13 protein-coding genes are annotated in these 18,423 nt (G+C 58.8%); 8 read left to right on the forward strand and 5 right to left on the reverse strand.

Going from position 1 to position 18,423, the window contains the following annotated elements:
* Nucleotides 1–43: 43 nt before the first annotated feature.
* The gene (locus MD273_RS16475; protein WP_239038903.1) at nucleotides 44–2,569 is read left to right on the forward strand and encodes a penicillin-binding protein 1A; all 2,526 of its coding nucleotides are present in this window, start codon (nucleotides 44–46) and stop codon (nucleotides 2,567–2,569) included.
* A 91-nt stretch (nucleotides 2,570–2,660) separates the two neighbouring features.
* Here the strand turns inward: MD273_RS16475 and MD273_RS16480 are convergent, their stop codons facing one another.
* Together MD273_RS16480 and rpmE are read right to left on the reverse strand one after the other, a co-directional pair.
* Nucleotides 2,661–3,926 (reverse strand): malic enzyme-like NAD(P)-binding protein, encoded by a 1,266-nt coding sequence (locus MD273_RS16480; protein ID WP_239038904.1) that lies wholly within the window; start codon nucleotides 3,924–3,926, stop codon nucleotides 2,661–2,663.
* Between the two features lie 219 nt (nucleotides 3,927–4,145).
* Nucleotides 4,146–4,367: a 50S ribosomal protein L31 gene (rpmE, locus tag MD273_RS16485; RefSeq protein ID WP_239038905.1), complete on the reverse strand. Its 222-nt coding sequence runs from the start codon at nucleotides 4,365–4,367 to the stop codon at nucleotides 4,146–4,148.
* 245 nt (nucleotides 4,368–4,612) lie between these two features.
* Here rpmE and MD273_RS16490 point away from each other — a divergent pair, with 245 nt between their 5' ends.
* The 6 genes from MD273_RS16490 to hslU all read left to right on the forward strand — a co-directional run bounded on the left by MD273_RS16490 (nucleotide 4,613) and on the right by hslU (nucleotide 13,114).
* Complete coding sequence (locus MD273_RS16490; protein WP_251068338.1) at nucleotides 4,613–6,793, forward strand: primosomal protein N'; 2,181 nt, start codon at nucleotides 4,613–4,615, stop codon at nucleotides 6,791–6,793.
* Nucleotides 6,794–6,991: 198 nt separating this feature from the next.
* Nucleotides 6,992–8,539, forward strand: a complete 1,548-nt coding sequence (locus MD273_RS16495; RefSeq protein WP_239038907.1) for an Ig-like domain-containing protein — start codon at nucleotides 6,992–6,994, stop codon at nucleotides 8,537–8,539.
* 131 nt (nucleotides 8,540–8,670) lie between these two features.
* Nucleotides 8,671–10,356 carry an arginine--tRNA ligase gene (gene argS / locus MD273_RS16500; protein WP_239038908.1) on the forward strand — a complete coding sequence of 562 codons (1,686 nt, stop codon included), beginning with the start codon at nucleotides 8,671–8,673 and terminating at the stop codon, nucleotides 10,354–10,356.
* Between the two features lie 9 nt (nucleotides 10,357–10,365).
* On the forward strand, nucleotides 10,366–10,995 hold the full coding sequence (locus MD273_RS16505; protein WP_239038909.1) for an SPOR domain-containing protein: 630 nt from the start codon (nucleotides 10,366–10,368) through the stop codon (nucleotides 10,993–10,995).
* Nucleotides 10,996–11,239: 244 nt separating this feature from the next.
* Entirely contained in the window at nucleotides 11,240–11,770 is a 531-nt protein-coding gene (gene hslV / locus MD273_RS16510; protein ID WP_239038910.1) for an ATP-dependent protease subunit HslV, read from the forward strand.
* 12 nt (nucleotides 11,771–11,782) lie between these two features.
* Entirely contained in the window at nucleotides 11,783–13,114 is a 1,332-nt protein-coding gene (gene hslU, locus MD273_RS16515) for an ATP-dependent protease ATPase subunit HslU (protein ID WP_239038911.1), read from the forward strand.
* A gap of 116 nt (nucleotides 13,115–13,230) precedes the next feature.
* Here the strand turns inward: hslU and MD273_RS16520 are convergent, their stop codons facing one another.
* The 3 genes from MD273_RS16520 to MD273_RS16530 all read right to left on the reverse strand — a co-directional run bounded on the left by MD273_RS16520 (nucleotide 13,231) and on the right by MD273_RS16530 (nucleotide 17,428).
* Nucleotides 13,231–14,472 (reverse strand): patatin-like phospholipase family protein, encoded by a 1,242-nt coding sequence (locus tag MD273_RS16520; protein ID WP_239038912.1) that lies wholly within the window; start codon nucleotides 14,470–14,472, stop codon nucleotides 13,231–13,233.
* Nucleotides 14,473–14,575: 103 nt separating this feature from the next.
* On the reverse strand, nucleotides 14,576–16,882 hold the full coding sequence (ptsP, locus tag MD273_RS16525; RefSeq protein WP_239038913.1) for a phosphoenolpyruvate--protein phosphotransferase: 2,307 nt from the start codon (nucleotides 16,880–16,882) through the stop codon (nucleotides 14,576–14,578).
* 15 nt (nucleotides 16,883–16,897) lie between these two features.
* The gene (locus MD273_RS16530; protein WP_239038914.1) at nucleotides 16,898–17,428 is read right to left on the reverse strand and encodes an RNA pyrophosphohydrolase; all 531 of its coding nucleotides are present in this window, start codon (nucleotides 17,426–17,428) and stop codon (nucleotides 16,898–16,900) included.
* A 171-nt stretch (nucleotides 17,429–17,599) separates the two neighbouring features.
* On the opposite strand from MD273_RS16530, the gene MD273_RS16535 reads away from it, so the two are divergent.
* Entirely contained in the window at nucleotides 17,600–18,256 is a 657-nt protein-coding gene (locus MD273_RS16535) for a histidinol-phosphatase (RefSeq protein ID WP_239038915.1), read from the forward strand.
* Nucleotides 18,257–18,423 lie beyond the last annotated feature (167 nt).

The following is an 18,423-nucleotide window of genomic DNA, read 5'->3' on the forward strand; positions in this document are numbered from 1 at the left end:
TTTCTCAAATGATAGACCTATATCCAACAGTTGTCAGAAAAAAATGTCCCATTTGTTGCGTACATCTCGTCTTTTTGCCTGGTTGTTTCTAACTGGCCTGAGTGTCGCCGTTATTACAGCATCAGGCTTCTACCTTTACCTTCGCCCCGGGCTGCCACCGGTCGAGCAGCTGCTGGACATCCAGCTTCAGACACCACTGAGGGTCTACAGCAAGGACAACAGATTAATAGCAGAATTCGGTGAAAAGAGAAGGGCACCAATCACAATCGAACAGATCCCTACAATTCAGTTACAAGCCTTCATGGCGGCTGAAGATGCCCGCTTCTACGAGCATTTCGGGGTCGACATCAAAGGCCTCATGCGGGCTGCAGTGCAATTGGTTTCCACCGGCGAAATCCAGTCCGGCGGCAGCACCATAACGATGCAGGTTGCAAAAAATTACTTTTTGTCACGGGACCGCACCTTTATACGAAAGTTCAACGAGATACTTCTGGCTCTTCAGATCGAACGTGAGCTCGACAAGAATCGTATATTCGAGCTGTACCTGAACAAGATCTATCTGGGCAATCGGGCCTACGGTATAGCCGCTGCCGCACAGGTTTACTATGACAAGCCGGTGAATGAGCTGACACTGGCGCAAATGGCCATGCTGGCAGGCTTACCCAAAGCCCCATCCGCGTATAACCCGCTTGCCAACGCGGAACGGGCCCTGATCCGCCGGAACTGGATCCTCGGACGCATGCAGGAGCTGGGCTACATCACCGCCGACGCTTACGATCTGGCAGTGAATGCCCCGCTGACCGCCAGCTACAATGCTACAGAAGCAGAAGTCGACGCGGATTATGTCGCGGAAATGGCGCGGGCCGAGATGGTGCGCCGGTTCGGGGAGGACGCCTATACCGACGGTTACTCGGTCACCCTGACCGTAGAAAGCGATAAACAGCAGGCGGCAACCGATGCCCTGCGCGCCGGCCTGGAGGCTTATGACAAGCGCCACGGCTTCCGCGGCCCCATCGGCCAGCTGGACCCGTCGGAGCTTGAAGACCAGAAACTTTCCGACCTGGCCAGGAACTATCCCCGCGTCGAGTCCCTTCTGCCCGCGATCGTCACCTCCGTCAACGACGACGGTCAGCAGGTCCTCGTCCACGCCAGAGGTATCGGCGAAGCCATCATGCCCTTTGAAACCATGACCTGGGCCAAACGCTACAAAACCGAGGACCTGACCGGGCCCGCGCCGAAAAAACCGTCGGATGTGCTTGCTGTCGGTGACGTGGTCTACGCCAAACCGCAAGCCGCAGCCGCGATCAATCCGGAAAGCGGCGAGGACGACGAGCCCCGGAATACGCCGGTCAAAGTCGCCCTGAGCCAGGTACCCAAAGTGGAAGGCGCGTTGATCTCCCTGGAGGCCGACACCGGCGCCATCGACGCCCTCGCCGGCGGCTACAGCTTCAACCAGAGCAAATACAACCGGGCCACTCAGGCTGGTCGTCAACCCGGCTCAACCTTCAAGCCATTCCTGTATCTGACCGCACTTGAGAACGGGATGACCCCCGCGACCATCTATAACGACGCCCCCATTGTCTTCGAGGACTCGGAACTCGAAACCGCCTGGCGCCCGGAGAACTCTTCCGGCCGGTTCGGTGGCCCGACGCGGCTGCGTGAGGCCCTTTACCGCTCCAAGAACCTCGTTTCGGTTCGTCTGCTGCGCGATGTCGGCATCCGGACCACGCTCGACAACCTGAAGCAACTCCGCATTCCTATCGACAACATGCCGGACAACCTGTCCCTGGCTCTCGGCAGCGGCCTGATCACCCCTATGCAACTGGCCCGCGCCCAGGCCGTCATCGCCAACGGTGGCTTTGATGTAGAGCCCTACCTCATCGAGGAAATTCGCGACATGAACGGTGAGGTCATCTACGAGGCTCCGGAGACCATCCTTTGCGACAACAATTGCGACGAACTGATTGCAGAGGAAGAGCTCAGCGAAGAAGCCGAAATCGACAGCGGCACCAACCCGCAGGATCTGACCAGCGAGGGCCTGACTGACACCCGCGATGAGACGTCGGTACGCATCATGAAACGGCTTGCCGACGAGCGCTCGGTCTATATTCTGCATTCGATGATGCAGGACGTGATCCGTCGGGGCACCGGCCGCCGCGCCCAGGCACTGGGCCGAAGTGATATTGCAGGAAAAACCGGCACCACCAACGAGCAGCGGGACACATGGTTTGCCGGCTTCAACCACAAGATCGCGACGACCGTGTGGGTCGGCTTCGATCAGCCGGCGCCACTGGGCCGCGGAGAGTATGGCGCCAGCACCGCCCTGCCGGTCTGGATCGATTACATGCAAGTTGCGCTCAAGGATGCACCGCCAGCCGTCATGCCCCGCCCGAACGGCATCGTGAACGTCCGCATCAACCCGGAAACCGGTGAGCGGGCGAGACCCGGTGAAGAAGGAATATTCGAGCTGTTCAAGGAGGAAGAAGCTCCACCCTTGATGACAGCTGAAGACGATAATGGAGGCAGTGGTGACGGCGGAGGCAACGACCTCTCGCGCCAACTCTTCTGACAGCAAAGGGAGGCACCGGAAAACGCCCCTCCCCTTCACGCACAAAAAAACCGGCGGGATCACCGCCGGTTTTTTTATACGCCGAGGACAATCAGATAATATCGTCCATGGACTTGAGCGGATAGTGAGCCGGGTACGGGTTCCGGGCAACACCGGAATCCACTGCTGCACGAGCCACCGCAGCCGGAACCACTTCCAGCAAACGAACATCCATCGGCTTCGGAATGATGTATTCCTTGCCAAACTCGAACTTGTCTACGCCATAGGCTTCGCAGATCTCCTGCGGCACCGGCTCCTTAGCCAGTTCACGGATGGCGTTGACAGCCGCTACCTTCATCTCCTCGTTGATGGCAGTGGCACGAACGTCCAGTGCGCCCCGGAAGATGAACGGGAAGCCCAGCACGTTGTTCACCTGGTTCGGATAGTCGGAGCGGCCGGTCGCCATGATCAGGTCATCACGGGTAGCCAGCGCCACTTCCGGGCTGATTTCCGGATCCGGGTTGGAGCACGCAAACACGATGGGGTTCGGAGCCATTTTCTCGAGCTGGTCTGCCGACAGCAGATCCGGGCCTGACAGACCCAGGAACACGTCCGCGCCATCAATGGCATCGTCGAGAGTACGCTTGTCGGTCTCGTTGGCGAACATCGCCTTGTACTGGTTCAGATCGTCACGACCAGAGTGGATCACACCCTTTCGATCGAGCATGAAGATGTTTTCAGAGCGAATACCGCAGCTGATCAACAGCTTCATGCAGGCAATGGCGGCCGCACCGGCACCCAGGCACACCACCTTGGCCTCCTCAATCTTCTTGCCCTGCAGCTCAAGGGCATTGATCATGCCGGCTGCAGTCACGATTGCCGTACCGTGCTGGTCATCGTGGAAGATAGGCACGTTACATTTCTCGATCAGCGCACGCTCGACTTCGAAGCATTCCGGTGCCTTGATGTCTTCGAGGTTGATACCGCCAAAGGTATCGGCGATACGCTCGACCGTCTCAATAAACGCCTGCGGGCTTTCGGAATTGACCTCGATGTCGAACACATCAATTCCGGCAAAGCGCTTGAACAGTACGCCCTTGCCTTCCATTACCGGCTTGCTTGCCAGCGGACCCAGGTTACCCAGACCAAGAATCGCGGAACCATCAGAGATTACAGCCACCAGGTTGCCCTTGGCGGTGTATTTGTATGCATTCTCCGGGTCCTTTGCGATCTCGCGGACCGGTTCGGCAACCCCGGGGCTATACGCCAGCGAAAGGTCGCGGGAGGTCTGGGTCGGCTTGGTGATTTCAACACTCAGCTTACCAGGCCGCGGCTTGGCGTGATATTCAAGGGCTGCTTCTTTCAGATCTTGAGACATTGCCACTGTTCCGTTTGTCACGTTTAAAGGTAATAATCCACCGGGTCTGCCCCAGCGGAGCGCGCCATTATGGCCCGCCCGTCCCGAAACGACAAGTGGCAACAGCGCATTTTGTGATCAGTCAATAGGGCTAATTGCGTATATCGCTGAACGCGACATGTGTTAAATCGGCCACAAAAAAAGCGCCCGTAGGCGCTTTTTTGCGTGCAGAGGTCGATATCAGGCTTTCTTGCCGCCGATACGGCCACCGAAACGCTTGTTGAAGCGATCGATACGACCACCGGTGTCCATAACCTTCTGCTTACCGGTGTAGAACGGGTGGCACTGTGAACATACGTCCAGCTGCAGATCCTGGGCCACGGTGGAGCGGGTCTTGATCACGTTACCGCAGGAACAGGTGGCGGTGATCTCTTCGTACTTCGGGTGAATACCTTCTTTCATGGCGAACCTCTTTCGGTCATGCCGCTACCCGGTCACGGGGAATGCATCCCTGGCGCCTGGCACCGCATGTTTGAATCAAAGTGAAAGGCGAGGCACAATCATGCCCAGCCGAAAACAGACCGCGAATCATACTTGCAATCCCTGTGACAGGCAAGCCTTACGGGCGCCCCACCCTTTCCATACAGTCGCGACCCGGCCACATTGCCGGGTCCGGCCCCTAAGTGAAAATCACAACGCCACCACAAATGGAGTCCCGAGTGCCCAGAACCGCACGAATCGCTCTGAACCGGCCATTACGGAGACTCTTTGACTACCTTGTGCCTGAAGGCATGCAGGTTACCCGCGGACAAAGGGTCCAGATACCTTTCGGGCGCCAACAGCTGACAGGATTGGTGGTGGAAACGGATGTCGAGCCACCCAGCGGGATCAGCCTGAAAACCATCAGTCATGCTCTTGAAGACTGGCCGGCACTGCCAGCGGAAACCTTCGAACTTCTGAGCTGGGCCAGCACCTACTATCAGCACCCGCTCGGAGAATGCCTGTTCACTGCGCTACCGCCCGCCCTTCGGCGGGGCCGTCCCGCCCGGGAAAAAGAGGACGATAGCTGGACAGCAACAAGCTCGGGTAGCGAATTACCGGCCAACGCCCATCGCCAGAAAGCCCTGCTCCAGTGGCTTTGCCAACAACCGGCGCCCGCCAGTGCCAGCAGCATTATCAAGGCCGGATTTACCCGCGCCCAGATCAATGGCCTGGCGGAAAAGCGGCTGATTGAGAGAACAGAGCAAGACGATAACCCGGTAACCGCCCCCCAAGCCCAAGGCCTTCGACCGTCCCTGACACCGGCGCAAGAGTGTGCCGCAAGCGAGCTTCCCACCGGCCCGAAAGGTTTCGATGCCACCCTGCTGTATGGGATCACCGGCAGTGGAAAAACTGAAATCTATCTGCACTATCTCAAGGAATGCCTGACCGACAAGGGCCAGGCACTGGTTCTGGTACCAGAAATCAACCTGACACCTCAAACCGTTGCCCGTTTCCGGCATTACTTTGGCGAACGTATCGTAGTCTGGCATTCGGCACTGAATGACAGCGACCGACTCAACACCTGGCTCAAAGTACGACGCGGCCAACCAGTCATCCTGATCGGCACCCGCTCTGCGGTCCTCCTGCCTTTCACCAGCCTCGAAACACTCATCGTCGATGAGGAACATGACAGCTCCTACAAGCAGGGTGAAGGTTTCCGTTATTCCGGCCGGGACCTGGCGGTTTACCGGGCCCACCTGAACCAATGTCCGATCATACTGGGCTCCGCCACCCCATCCCTGGAGTCCTACCACAATGCCCGCCAGGGCAAGTACCGACTGGTGCGACTGGAAGAGCGGGCGAAGAAAGCGGTACCGCCTACCCTGAGCCTGCTCGATATCCGCAGCCGTCCGCTGGAAGGGGGCCTTTCCCGCCCTGCGTTGAATGCCATCCGGGAAACACTCGGCAGGGGTGAACAGGCACTGGTGTTCGTTAACCGCCGCGGTTACGCCCCGGTCATGATGTGCTTTGACTGCGGCCACATGGTCGAATGTCCCCGCTGCGATACCCGGCTGACGTATCATCGCCGGGATCGCGCCATGCGCTGCCACCACTGCGACTACCAGGCGGCAGCGACCAGCCACTGCCCGAAGTGCCAGAGCGAGGCCTTCAAACCGGTTGGCCAGGGCACCGAACGAACCGAGGACACGCTATCCGAAGCTTTCCCGTCGGTACCGGTGGTGCGGGTCGACCGGGACAGCACCCAAAGAAAAGGCAGCATCCAGGCCATTCTCGACAAGGTCAACAGCGGCGCTCCCTGCGTATTGGTGGGAACCCAGATGCTCGCCAAGGGCCACGACTTCCCGAATGTGACTCTCGTAGTGGTTGTGAATGCTGACGGTGGGCTGTTCAGCGTGGATTTCCGCGCGCCCGAGCAACTTATCCAGACCCTGCTCCAGGTCAGCGGGCGAGCCGGCCGCGGCAACAAGGCGGGCAAAGTGCTGATCCAGACCTGCCACAGCGACCATCCATTGCTGAAATCCCTGTGCAGCGAGGATTACCTGAGCATCGCCGACCAGCTGATGTCAGAGCGGGAACAGGGCCAGTTCCCGCCGTTCCGGCACATGGCCATCTTCCGGGCCGAAGCTGACACCATGCAGAACAGCCTGGAACTGCTGGATGCCATCAAACCCTCGGCAACTGGCCCCGGCATCGAAACCTGGGGCCCTCTGCCCGCCCTGATTGCCCGGCGCGCCGATCGCCACCGCGCCCAGTTGGTGCTGCTCAGCAGTCATCGAGGCCGGCTCAATGCGGTTCTTTCCGGCATTTGCCAACACCTGGACCAGCAAAGGCTGCCCCCCAAGGTGAAATGGATGGTGGATGTCGATCCGCTGGAGATTGGGTAGGCCAACGTCACACATCACTGAAATTTAACGATCTTTTGCAAACCTGACGGCAAATGGAATTTGGCCAACGCACCCCTGTGCTAATATCCCGGCGTTCTATTAAAAGAATTTTAATTGCAAAAATCATATACGCGATATTCCGGCAGGGAATTCGCTGTATGGACAGCCTAAAACCAAATGGAACCTATGGAGATTGGTATGTCAGGGAAATTCCTTGCGCGTGCGTCAGCACTGTCTTTCGCTATCATGCTTACGGCTTGCGGAGGTGACGAAGCCTCCACCCCTATCGTCAATGTAAACACTGACACCCCGCAGACCTCGACAGATACAACCGACAACAGCACTGGCGATTCCGGGGCGCCCAGCGGTGAAACGACTCGATCCCTTGCCCTTGGATCAAGCTCAGGCAGCTCCTTCATTGAAGGGGAAATTTCTGCATCCACCACCTCATTGGGGTCAGGCGGTGACGCTTACCTTGAAGTCACGGTAGTTAATGCGTCCGATGGCAACAGCCCTGTGACCGGCGAAAGCATGGACGTGAGCTTTAGCTCCGGCTGCCTGGACACACAAAAAGCATCACTCTCTGCGAACCCCGTAACGATCAGCTCAGGCATAGCCAGAACCACATACACTGCCAAGGGGTGTACTCAGGACGTGGTTACCGCAACGGTCAACGGGGCTGCGGCTGAAGCCAGTGTTCTTCTGAATATTGCAGCGGCAGAAGCCGTCGACCTGATAGCGTCCGCGCCAACGCCGAACTCCATTGCGCCGAAGGGGCGGGCAACTGAGAGCAGAAAGAGCCTGTCCAAGGTGACGTTCACCCTTGAAGACGCGGATGAGAATGGCGTACCCGGAAGCCAGGTCACTTTCACACTATTCCCTTCCACAACCAATGTCTCTCTGATTGAAACCAGCGCAACCACAAACGATGCCGGGCAGGTCGTGGCGACTGTCGAGGCCGGAACAACCAACGAAATTGTCAGAGTGGTGGCGAGCACCACAAGCGCATCGGGAGCGGCGATCTCCACCACCTCGGCACCGATTGCAGTCAACTCTTATATCCCTACCGATGCCAATTTTTCCATGAGCTTCAGCAGGCATATCCTCAACGCCATGGGCATCGACGGTGTGGAAACCGAAGTCATGATCTCTGCAGCAGACCGCTATGGAGATGCCATTCGCGGCAACACCATCGTCAACTTCACGACTTCCAACGGTTCGATCACTCCGGACTGCGTGCTTGATGATACGGGAAAATGCACTGTCATCTGGTCCAGCCTGGCAACCAGGGAAGCAAGGCCGAAAATCTATGCCTACACACAAGGCGAGCGCCTGGTGTCCGGAACGGACTGTTATCTCCCGACGAGCAACTGCACCTACGAGCCCGCGACGATCGACGAATTGGGGGCGATCGTTCAGTCGAGTTCGGATGGAGTCGAAGCGCTTTTGACCAACCCCGCAGGTAACGAATACTGTGTTTCTACCTTCGTCTTCGTCGGCGGCGGAGTTTCAGTCGCCCCGCCAGCAGGAACAACCATCGAGTTCACCGCGACTGCAGGCTCCATCCTGAACGAGACCCAGGCATCCAAGACAATCAATGACGATCCAGACCTGGTGCCAGAGCCGCAGTACACGACCTGCGTGAATGCTGCGGCCGACGCGACTTATACTGAGCCACCCCGTCTTAATGTTGTCATCACTCCACCCGATGGCGACCCAGTGGAAGAGTTCATTTCATTGCTTTGAACCTGAACGCCCGGCCTCTGTGCCGGGCTTTTTGCTTACATCCAAACTTTCCGCGATAATACCCGCCTTCTATTTCCATCGGGCTCCCTGCCCTGACACCCATTCTCCTGAAAACCGAGTCATCTGACAGCATGAAAGAGACCGTTTCCGAGCTGCTCCAGTCTGCACTGGCGGCGCTGCAATCTGAAGGTACCCTGCCCGCGGATCAGACGTTTACCCCGCAAGTAGGTAACACCAAGGACAAGGCCCACGGCGATTACGCCTGCAACATTGCCCTGGTTGCATCCAAGGCTGCAGGCTGCCCGCCGCGCCAGCTGGCGGAGGCGCTGGTCGACCGTTTGCCGGAGAGCAACGCGGTGGCCAAGGTGGAGATTGCCGGGCCCGGTTTCATCAACTTCTTCATGAGCACGGCCAGCGCCTTCGAGATTGTCGAGACAATCCTGAACCAGGCAGACCAGTTTGGTCGCAACGACAGTGGTAAAGGAGAGAAGGTCCAGGTGGAGTTTGTCTCTGCCAACCCCACCGGCCCCCTGCACGTAGGACATGGTCGTGGTGCAGCCATCGGTGACAGCCTGTGCCGACTGCTGGAAGCCAATGGCTACAACGTTACCCGCGAGTTCTATTACAACGATGCCGGCGCCCAGATCAACAACTTGGCCCTGTCTGTCCAGGCCCGGGTGAAGGGTTTGACCCCCGAAGATGAGAGCTGGCCGGCAGATGGTTACCGTGGCGATTACATTACCGATGTGGCCAAGGCCTACCTGGCCGGCGACACCGTAATCGCCGACGATCGGGCTGTTGCCGCGAAGGGTGATCCCGGGGACCTGGACGCCATTCGCCAGTTCGCCGTCGCCTACCTGCGCCGCGAGCAGGATCTGGACCTGCAGGCCTTTGGCGTGAAGTTCGACGTCTACTTCCTGGAATCGTCGCTCTATGAAGACGGCAAAGTGGAAGCCACCGTCAAACGCCTCCAGGAAAACGGCTACACCTACGAGCAAGACGGCGCCATGTGGCTGAAAACCACCGAATTCGGCGACGATAAAGACCGGGTGATGCGCAAGAAAGACGGCGGCTATACCTACTTCCTGCCGGATGTGGCCTACCACCTCGACAAATGGCAGCGCGGCTTCACCACCGTTATCAACGAACAGGGTGCCGACCATCACTCCACCGTCACCCGCGTGCGCGCCGGCTTGCAGGCCCTGAAAGCCGATATTCCCCAAGGCTGGCCCGACTACGTACTGCACCAGATGGTGATGGTGACCCGCTCCGGCGAGGAAGTGAAAATCTCCAAACGGGCCGGCAGCTACGTCACCGTGCGCGATCTGATTGACGAGGTAGGCCGCGACGCCACCCGCTACTTCCTGGCCGCCCGCCGGGTGGACAGCCAGCTGACCTTCGACATCGACCTGGCCCGTTCACAAACCAACGAAAACCCGGTGTACTACATTCAGTACGCCCACGCCCGCATCTGCAGTGTGGTGCGCAAATTGGCCGAAGAAGGCACGACTCGCGGCTTCCACGATTGCAAAGGCGACTTGTCGATCCTGAAACTGGACGAGGAAAAGGAAATCGCCAACCAGCTGGCCAAGTACCCCGAGCTGGTTGCCAACGCCGCCGCGCAGCGGGAACCACACCACGTGGCCCATTACCTGCGCGAACTGGCCGGCCTGTTCCACACCTACTACAACGCCCACAAGGTATTGATTGAAGACACCGCCCTGCGCGATGCCCGCGTCAGCCTGTACCTGGCGGTGCGCCAGGTGATTGAAAACGGCCTGAACCTGCTGGGCGTGAGTGCACCGGAAGAGATGTAAGACAACACAATGGCCCGAGACTACGCCCGCAAAGACCGGCCCAGCCGGTCTTCCGCCACGCCAAAGAAGGCGCCTGCAAAGCCTGCACGCTCGAAACAGCGTGCCCGGCCCGCAGCACCTGCGCACCGGCAACAAGGAGGCCTGTCATTGAAATGGATTCTGTCTCTGGCGGCAGTGGGTGGCTTTATCGGGTTTATCGTGTACCTCAACTCCCTGCCCACCACCGGACAACCACCGAAAGCTGCGGCGCAAGACCCAAAACCAGTCCAGAAGGCACCGGAAACTGCCACCAGGGAAGAAAAAAAGCAGAACTTCCGCTTCTACGAAATGCTGCCTGAGTCCGAGGTGGTGCCTCCCAAGGTGGAGGAATACAGCCCCTCCCCGAACAAACAGAACTTCGATTACCTGGTCCAGTCCGGCTCCTTTCGCAGCCGTGAAGACGCCGAGCGCCAGCGGGCCCAGATTGCCTTCCAGGGACTACGGGCCAGCGTACAGCGCATCGACCTGGACAACGGCTCGGTCTGGTACCGGGTAAATGTCGGGCCGTTTACCTCGCGCAGCCAGATGAACTCAGCCATCGACAAGCTGGTTTCACTGAACATCCAGCCTTTGATTCGGAAGATTCCCAAAGAGAGCTGACGTCGTCTAGTGGTGGAAGCACCTTTCGGGGATGTTGTTCCGAAACACGCTGTGAATACATCCCTGTACGCTCCGCTGCGCCATGGATGGCGGAGCCCAAGCGTCACAGGGACGTGCCGCAAGGAGCGTGTTTTGGAGAACGATCTCCAAACCCGGTCTACTGCCAAAGCCAAACCTCTTGAATTCCCACCATAAGCCTCCATAACTGCTGAATACCAATTTCAAACAGGCAATTGGAGCCCCAATGACTACCATTCTCTCTGTCCGGCGAGACGACGAAGTCGCCATGGGCGGCGACGGCCAGGTTTCCCTCGGCAACACCGTGATGAAAGGCAACGCCCGCAAGGTACGCCGTCTGTATAACGGCAAGGTCGTGGCCGGCTTTGCCGGAGGCACCGCAGACGCCTTCACCCTGTTCGAGCGATTCGAGGCACAGCTGGAGAAACATCAGGGCAACCTGACCCGGGCCGCGGTCGAACTGGCGAAAGACTGGCGAACGGACCGGGCACTCAGGAGACTCGAAGCCCTGCTGGCCGTGGCAGACAAGACTGCCTCGCTGATCATTACCGGTAATGGCGATGTCATCGAGCCCGAGCAGGGCCTGATCGCTATCGGTTCAGGCGGCCCCTTCGCACAGGCTTCGGCCCGTGCCCTACTGGAAAACACCGAACTTTCCGCCCATGAGATTGTGGAAAAAGGCCTGGATATTGCGGCCGACATCTGTATTTACACCAACCACAATCGCACCGTTGAAGTGCTACCCACCAAAGATTGATCCGGAGCGACCATGTCAGCAATGACTCCCAGAGAGATTGTCCACGAACTCAATAAACACATCGTGGGCCAGCAAGAGGCCAAACGCGCAGTCGCCATCGCACTACGTAATCGCTGGCGCCGGATGCAGTTGGACAGCAGCCTGCGGGACGAGATTAGTCCGAAGAACATCCTGATGATCGGCCCGACCGGTGTCGGCAAAACGGAAATTGCCCGTCGGCTGGCCAAACTGGCCGATGCGCCCTTCCTCAAGGTCGAGGCCACCAAGTTCACCGAAGTGGGTTATGTCGGACGGGATGTCGAATCCATCATCCGCGATCTGGCAGACATGGCAGTGAAGTTGCTGCGCGAGAAGGAAATGAAGCGCCACGAAAGCCGCGCCCTCGATGCCGCTGAAGAGCGGATTCTGGACGCCCTGCTGCCGCCGCCCCGGGATTTCAATGAGGAAAGCCAGCGGGCCGGCAATGACTCATCCACCCGCCAGCTGTTCCGCAAGAAACTGCGCGAGGGTGAACTTGATGACAAGGAAATCGAAGTCGATCTTAGCAGCACCGGTGCCGGTGTGGAGATCATGGCGCCGCCGGGCATGGAGGAAATGACGAACCAGCTGCAGAGCATGTTCTCCAACCTGTCCTCGGACAAGCGCAAGACCCGGAAGATGAAGGTCGCCGATGCTCTGAAACAGGTCAAGGACGAGGAAGCCGCCAAGCTGGTCAACGAGGAGGAGATCAAGCAGAAAGCGATTCAGGCAGTCGAACAGAACGGCATCGTGTTTCTGGATGAGATCGACAAGGTGGCCAAGCGATCGGAAAACACCTCCTCCGACGTTTCCCGCGAGGGTGTGCAGCGGGACCTGTTGCCTTTGATCGAAGGCAGCACCGTGAGCACCAAGTACGGCTCGGTGCGCACCGATCACATCCTGTTCATCGCCTCCGGCGCCTTCCACCTGTCCAAGCCGTCGGACCTGATTCCGGAGCTTCAGGGTCGCCTGCCCATCCGGGTTGAGCTGCAGGCACTAACGCCCGATGACTTCAAGCGGATCCTGACCGAGCCGGATGCGTCACTGGTTCAGCAGTATGAAGCGCTGATGGCTACGGAAGGAGTACAACTGACCTTTAGCGAAGATGCTATCGCCCGGATTGCCGAGGTGGCCTGGAAGGTCAACGAAACCACCGAGAACATTGGCGCCCGCCGTCTGCATACGGTGCTGGAGCGACTGCTGGAGAGCCTTTCGTACGATGCCGGCGATCAGGTGACCGAGAGCTTTGAGGTCACGGCAGAGTATGTAGACGAGAAGCTTGGGGAATTGTCGGAAGATGAGGATCTGAGCCGGTATATTCTCTGAGGTGAAGGTGGGGTCAGAAGAAAGCTTTCTTCTGACCCCGACTTAAGACTCCAACACCGAGTCAGATCGAAACCGCGGGGTCAGATGAAAGCGTTCATCTGACCCCTTCTTTTCAGTCACTGGGCCTTGGAAAACAGGTGCGTGACGTTCTCCAGGCCCGCTGCCAGACGACCCTTCTCAGCCTGCTTCTTCCGACCTTTCGCCACATACAACGGCAACATTTCCCCATACAGACTGGTACTGATGGTCCTCTGTTCGTCCTCGAGGCGATCCCGACGCAGTTTGATACCGTACCGGGCCAGTCTTGGCTCCAGTTCATCTGCCCGATTGAGCAGGTCGCGGCGAGTCATCTGGTAGGCGTGCTCACACACCATCCGGCGACTCTGGAAGCTGAACACGTTCGAGAAGAACAGCTTGGCATCGTCCCGTGTCGGCTCAAACAGAAGAATCTCCCGGTCCGGATAATCCCGGGCATACTGGGCAATACCGGATTGCATGCGGGAATAAACCATGGTCCGGAAGGTCTGGGACAACAGATTGGGCATGCCGGAGCGGGTGAGTTCGCCCGGTTTCATGGAACCCGCGCGCACGGCGGCGCTGGCATCGATGGGGACCTGGGGATTCACGGCAAACACGAGGTCGGCACCGTCCTCGAAGGCAACCGAGGCGTGCAACCCCTTGCGCAAGGTCCCGTCAACATAGTAACGACCGTCGATTTCCACCGGCACATAAAGTCCGGGAGATGACGTACTGGCCTGGATGGCCCTGGAAATCGGTACATGGTCAAACCCCGGCGCCCCGAAGCAGACCGCTTCGGTACTTTCCACATCCGCAGCCACCACATAGAGGCTGCGCTTCAGTTCGCGGAAATCATTGGTACGTCCGAGCATGGTGAAGGCACGTTTGAGGTAGTCGTGCAGACCCTCGTTATCGAACAGACCGGCCGGAGCCGCCTGGGCGAGGATCGTCAGTGCCTCGAGCAAACTCTGATCGTAGGGGTTATTGACGAACCGGCTGACGGCCGTGGACATAAGACCCGGAACCGCCAGCAAACGGCTGCCTATCTCCCGGAAAGCGGGGCGATAGAATACCTCCGGATGAAACGGGTGCACCTCCGCCTCGTTCCGTACAAAAATCCGGCACAACTGTGCTGTGGTCATCTGGTTCGCCAGATTGGCGGCAACGAAGGAACCGGCATTGACGCCCACATAGACGTCGATGTTGTTGAAGTCCAGACCGTCGAGTGCCTCGTCCAGCGCCCTCAGCGCGCCGATCTCGTAGATACCGCCCAGCGGGCCGCCGCCGCCAAGGGCGAGGCCGATCCGGGGTTTCCGTTCGAGTTCTGTTGAGGCGCTCATAGTCAGTCAGTCTCCGGACTGTGTCGTTGTCGGTATCCTTTGGCAACAACATAACAGTCGAATTTAGAAAACACACCCTATAATGCCGGGAAGGAGCAGGTTGTCAGGAAACGGCCTGTTCAGACAGAGCCATGGAGGAGGTTCTTCCGGGACGCAGGTAACGGCCAAAGCCGGCGTTCCGCAATGCCAGATCCACGCAACTCTTGATCACATGGGGAGAATCGAGCAGCAGAATATCTTCCAGCAGCTGCATGGCCCACTCCCGGTTGATGCTGCGAATGACCGATTTCACCTTCGGCAGGCTGGCCGCGTTCATGGACAGGGAATCGTAGCCCATGGCCATCAGCAACAACGCCCCTCCGGGATCGCCGGCCAGTTCACCGCAAATCCCCACCGGTTTACCGACAGAGTGGGCATCATGGGCGATCCGAACCAGGGCCTGAAGCACCGCCGGATGATAGGAGTGATATAGCTGTGCAACCCGGGGGTTGTTCCGGTCCACAGCCAACAGATACTGGGTCAGGTCATTGGAGCCTACGGACAGGAAATCCACCCGGTCGGCCAGTTCACGGATCTGATAGACAGCCGCCGGAATCTCCACCATAACGCCGACTTTCGGCATATGGATGTCGTAACCCTCTTCCCTCACCTCGTGGTAGACACGGTAGATCAGGTGCAGCGATTCCTCGACTTCCGAGATATTGCTGATCATCGGCAGCATGATCTGCAGATTGTTGAGCCCCTCACTGGCCTTCAGCATAGCCCGGACCTGGACCAGGAAGATTTCCGGATGGTCCAGGGTTACGCGGATGCCGCGCCAGCCCAGGAACGGGTTTTCCTCGTTGATGGGGAAATAGGTCAGCGCCTTGTCCCCACCGATATCCAGGGTGCGCATGGTGACGGGGTTGGGGGCGAACGCTTCCAACTGTTCCCGGTAGTATTCTCTTTGCTCCTGTTCCGACGGGAAGCGGTCCTTGATCATGAACGGCACTTCCGTGCGGTACAGACCAATACCCTCGGCACCGTGGGAGAGAGAACGCACCACGTCGGTCATAAGCCCTGTATTGACCAGCAACGACACACGGTGGCCGTCGGTGGTTTCGCAGGGTTTGTCCCGGAGCGCCTCGAGGCCCCGGATGAGCTCATCCTCTTCGTCACAGATGGCCTGATAGAAGGCACGGAGGTCCTGAGACGGGGACGCGAAAATCTGCCCCTCAAAACCGTCAACAATCAGCTCCTTGCCGTCCAGCTGATTGACCGGAATATCCACGAGGCCCATGACTGTGGGCACGCCCATGGCCCGGGCCAGGATCGCCACGTGGGAGTTGCTGGAGCCCTTGACGGACACCAGGCCCACCAGCTGGCCCTTGGGCACCTCCCCGAGCATGGCGGGCGTCAGTTCCTCGCTGACCAGCACCGTCCTCTCCGGGTAGACCAGGTGCTTCTGCTCGCCTTCCTGAAGATGGGACAACAGCCGCCGGCCGAGATCGCGGATGTCCACGGCCCGCTCCTGCAGGTAGTGATCGTCCATCATCTCGAAGTGACGGACATACTGCTGGACCACCTGCTTCAGCGCCCCCTGAGCCCAGATGCCATCCGCTATCTTGTTGGCAACCTCACCGGGCAGTGCATCATCCCCCAGCATACGCAGGTAGACGTCAAACAACGCCTGCTCTTCCGGCCGAAGCTGGCTGGCCAGACGTTTCGCCACTCGCTCAATATCTTCCCTCACCGCCTTGACCGCAGCCTTGAACAGCTTCAGCTCACCCTCGACATCGTCGGTCGGCTTCTCGGGGACGACATCAAGGTCCGCCGCCGGATACACCACAACACCGTCGCCAATGGCAACACCGGGCGCACCCGGCACACCGTTGAAGCTGACGTCCCGGGCCTCCTCGCCAGTCAGGGAGAGGCCGCTGATCGCGCCTGTGGCCTCACTGTGGGCAATCACCCCGGCCAGCTGTGCAGAAACCGTCACCAGGAAGGCTTCTTCACCTTCGTCGAAGCAGCGGGAGCTCTCCCGCTGCTGAACCACGAGCACTCCAAGCACCCGGCGATGGTGGATGATCGGAACGCCGAGGAAGGATCGGAAACGTTCCTCACCGGTTTCGGGGAAATAGCGGTAACGGGGATGGGAAGGGGCGTCTTCCAGATTGATGGGCTCTTCCCGGGAGCCCACCAGGCCAACCAGGCCCTCCGAATAGCCCAGGCTCACCTGACCCACCGCCTTGCGGTAGAGACCCTCGGTGGCCATCAGGATATAACGATTGGTGGCGGGATCGAGCAGATAAACGGAGCAGACCTCGGTGTTCATGGCCTTTTGCACCCGCGATACAATGATATCCAGCGCCTCCTGCAGATCGCGGGCGCTGTTTACCTCTTGTACAAGACTTCGCAGTATGCTCAGCATGGCAGGGTCAGTCCATCATCTTGAGTGATCCTTCAGGCGCCGGTTCTGCTCGGCTTTCCGCCACTGTTCCATGTTGTAAAACAGTCGCGGAGCCAGCTCCCGCAGCGCACGCCTGTATACTTCTCGTTTGAATGAAACCACCTGGCCCAGCGGATACCAGTAGCTAACCCACTGCCACCCGTCGAATTCCGGTGAATCCGTGCCGTCCACACGCACTTGCGCGTCCGGCGATAACATCCTCAGCAGGAACCATTTCTGTTTTTGGCCCACACACACCGGGTGTGAGTTATGGCGCACCATCCTCCTTGGAAGACGGTACCTCAGCCAGCCCCGGGTACAGCTGATGATTTCCACATCGCTGGCTGTGAGGCCGATTTCCTCTCCAAGCTCCCGGTACAGCGCATCCTCCGGTGATTCGTCGTGCTTGATACCACCCTGGGGAAACTGCCAGGAGTCCTGACCTATTCGCCTTGCCCAGAGAACCTCGCCCCTGTGGTTGGCCAGAATGATTCCGACATTGGGTCTGAAACCGTCTGAATCGATCACGGCACAGTCCTCGCAAAAGTCGGCCGCCGGTTAAATTCTGACCGGCGAGAATTGTCCAAGTTGCTCTCATTCTTACAGAATCCCAAGGGTTCGGCAAACGGAGCCGATGCCGACAGGTCGTGGTAGACTGTGGGCCTTCCTGAAAGCCCTTGTAACAGCGGAGGACACCCTTTGACGCTCGCACTTTTTGATCTGGACAACACCCTGCTGGCTGGCGACAGCGACCATGCCTGGGGCGAATTTCTGGTCGAGGAAGGCCTGGTCGATGCCGAGGAATACCGCAAGGCCAACGACCGCTTCTACCAGGAATATCTGAACGGCGAGCTGGACATCTTCCATTACCTCCGCTTCGCCCTGCAGCCATTGGCCCGGCATGACATGGAGGAACTCCTGGCCTGGCGGGACGCCTTTCTGGAAAAGAAAGTGCGCCCGATGATGCAGGGCAAGGCCGCGGAACTGCTGGACCGGCATCGTCAGCAGGGCCACACACTGATGATCATCACGGCCACCAACCGTTTTGTGACCGAACCCATTGCGGATCTGCTGGGCGTGGAGCATCTGATCGCCACCGAACCAGAGCTGGTCAATGGCCGCTACACCGGGGAAGTCGCGGGAACACCAAGCTTCCAGGACGGCAAGGTCACCCGGCTGAACGACTGGCTGGAACACCACGGCCGGACCCTCGAAGGCGCCTGGTTCTATAGTGACTCCCATAATGATGTGCCACTTCTGAAGCAGGTAGCGAACCCGGTGGCGGTGGATCCGGATCCGAAACTGGAAGCGCTGGCGAAGGAAGCCGGGTGGCCGGTGATTTCGTTGCGGGGATGAGGGTAAAAGTGGGGTCAGAAGAAGGCTTTCTTCTGACCCCGAGTTTGAGCGGAGTTTTGGAGCCTGGATCCACAGCAGGGGTCGGATGAAAGCCTTCATCCGACCCCGGGTTCGACCGGAGGCGTGGAGCCGGCATCAAAAGCAGGGGTCAGATGAACGCTTTCATC

Origin of the sequence: Marinobacter sp. C7 (assembly GCF_022343555.1) — a bacterium.
GTDB lineage: Bacteria > Pseudomonadota > Gammaproteobacteria > Pseudomonadales > Oleiphilaceae > Marinobacter.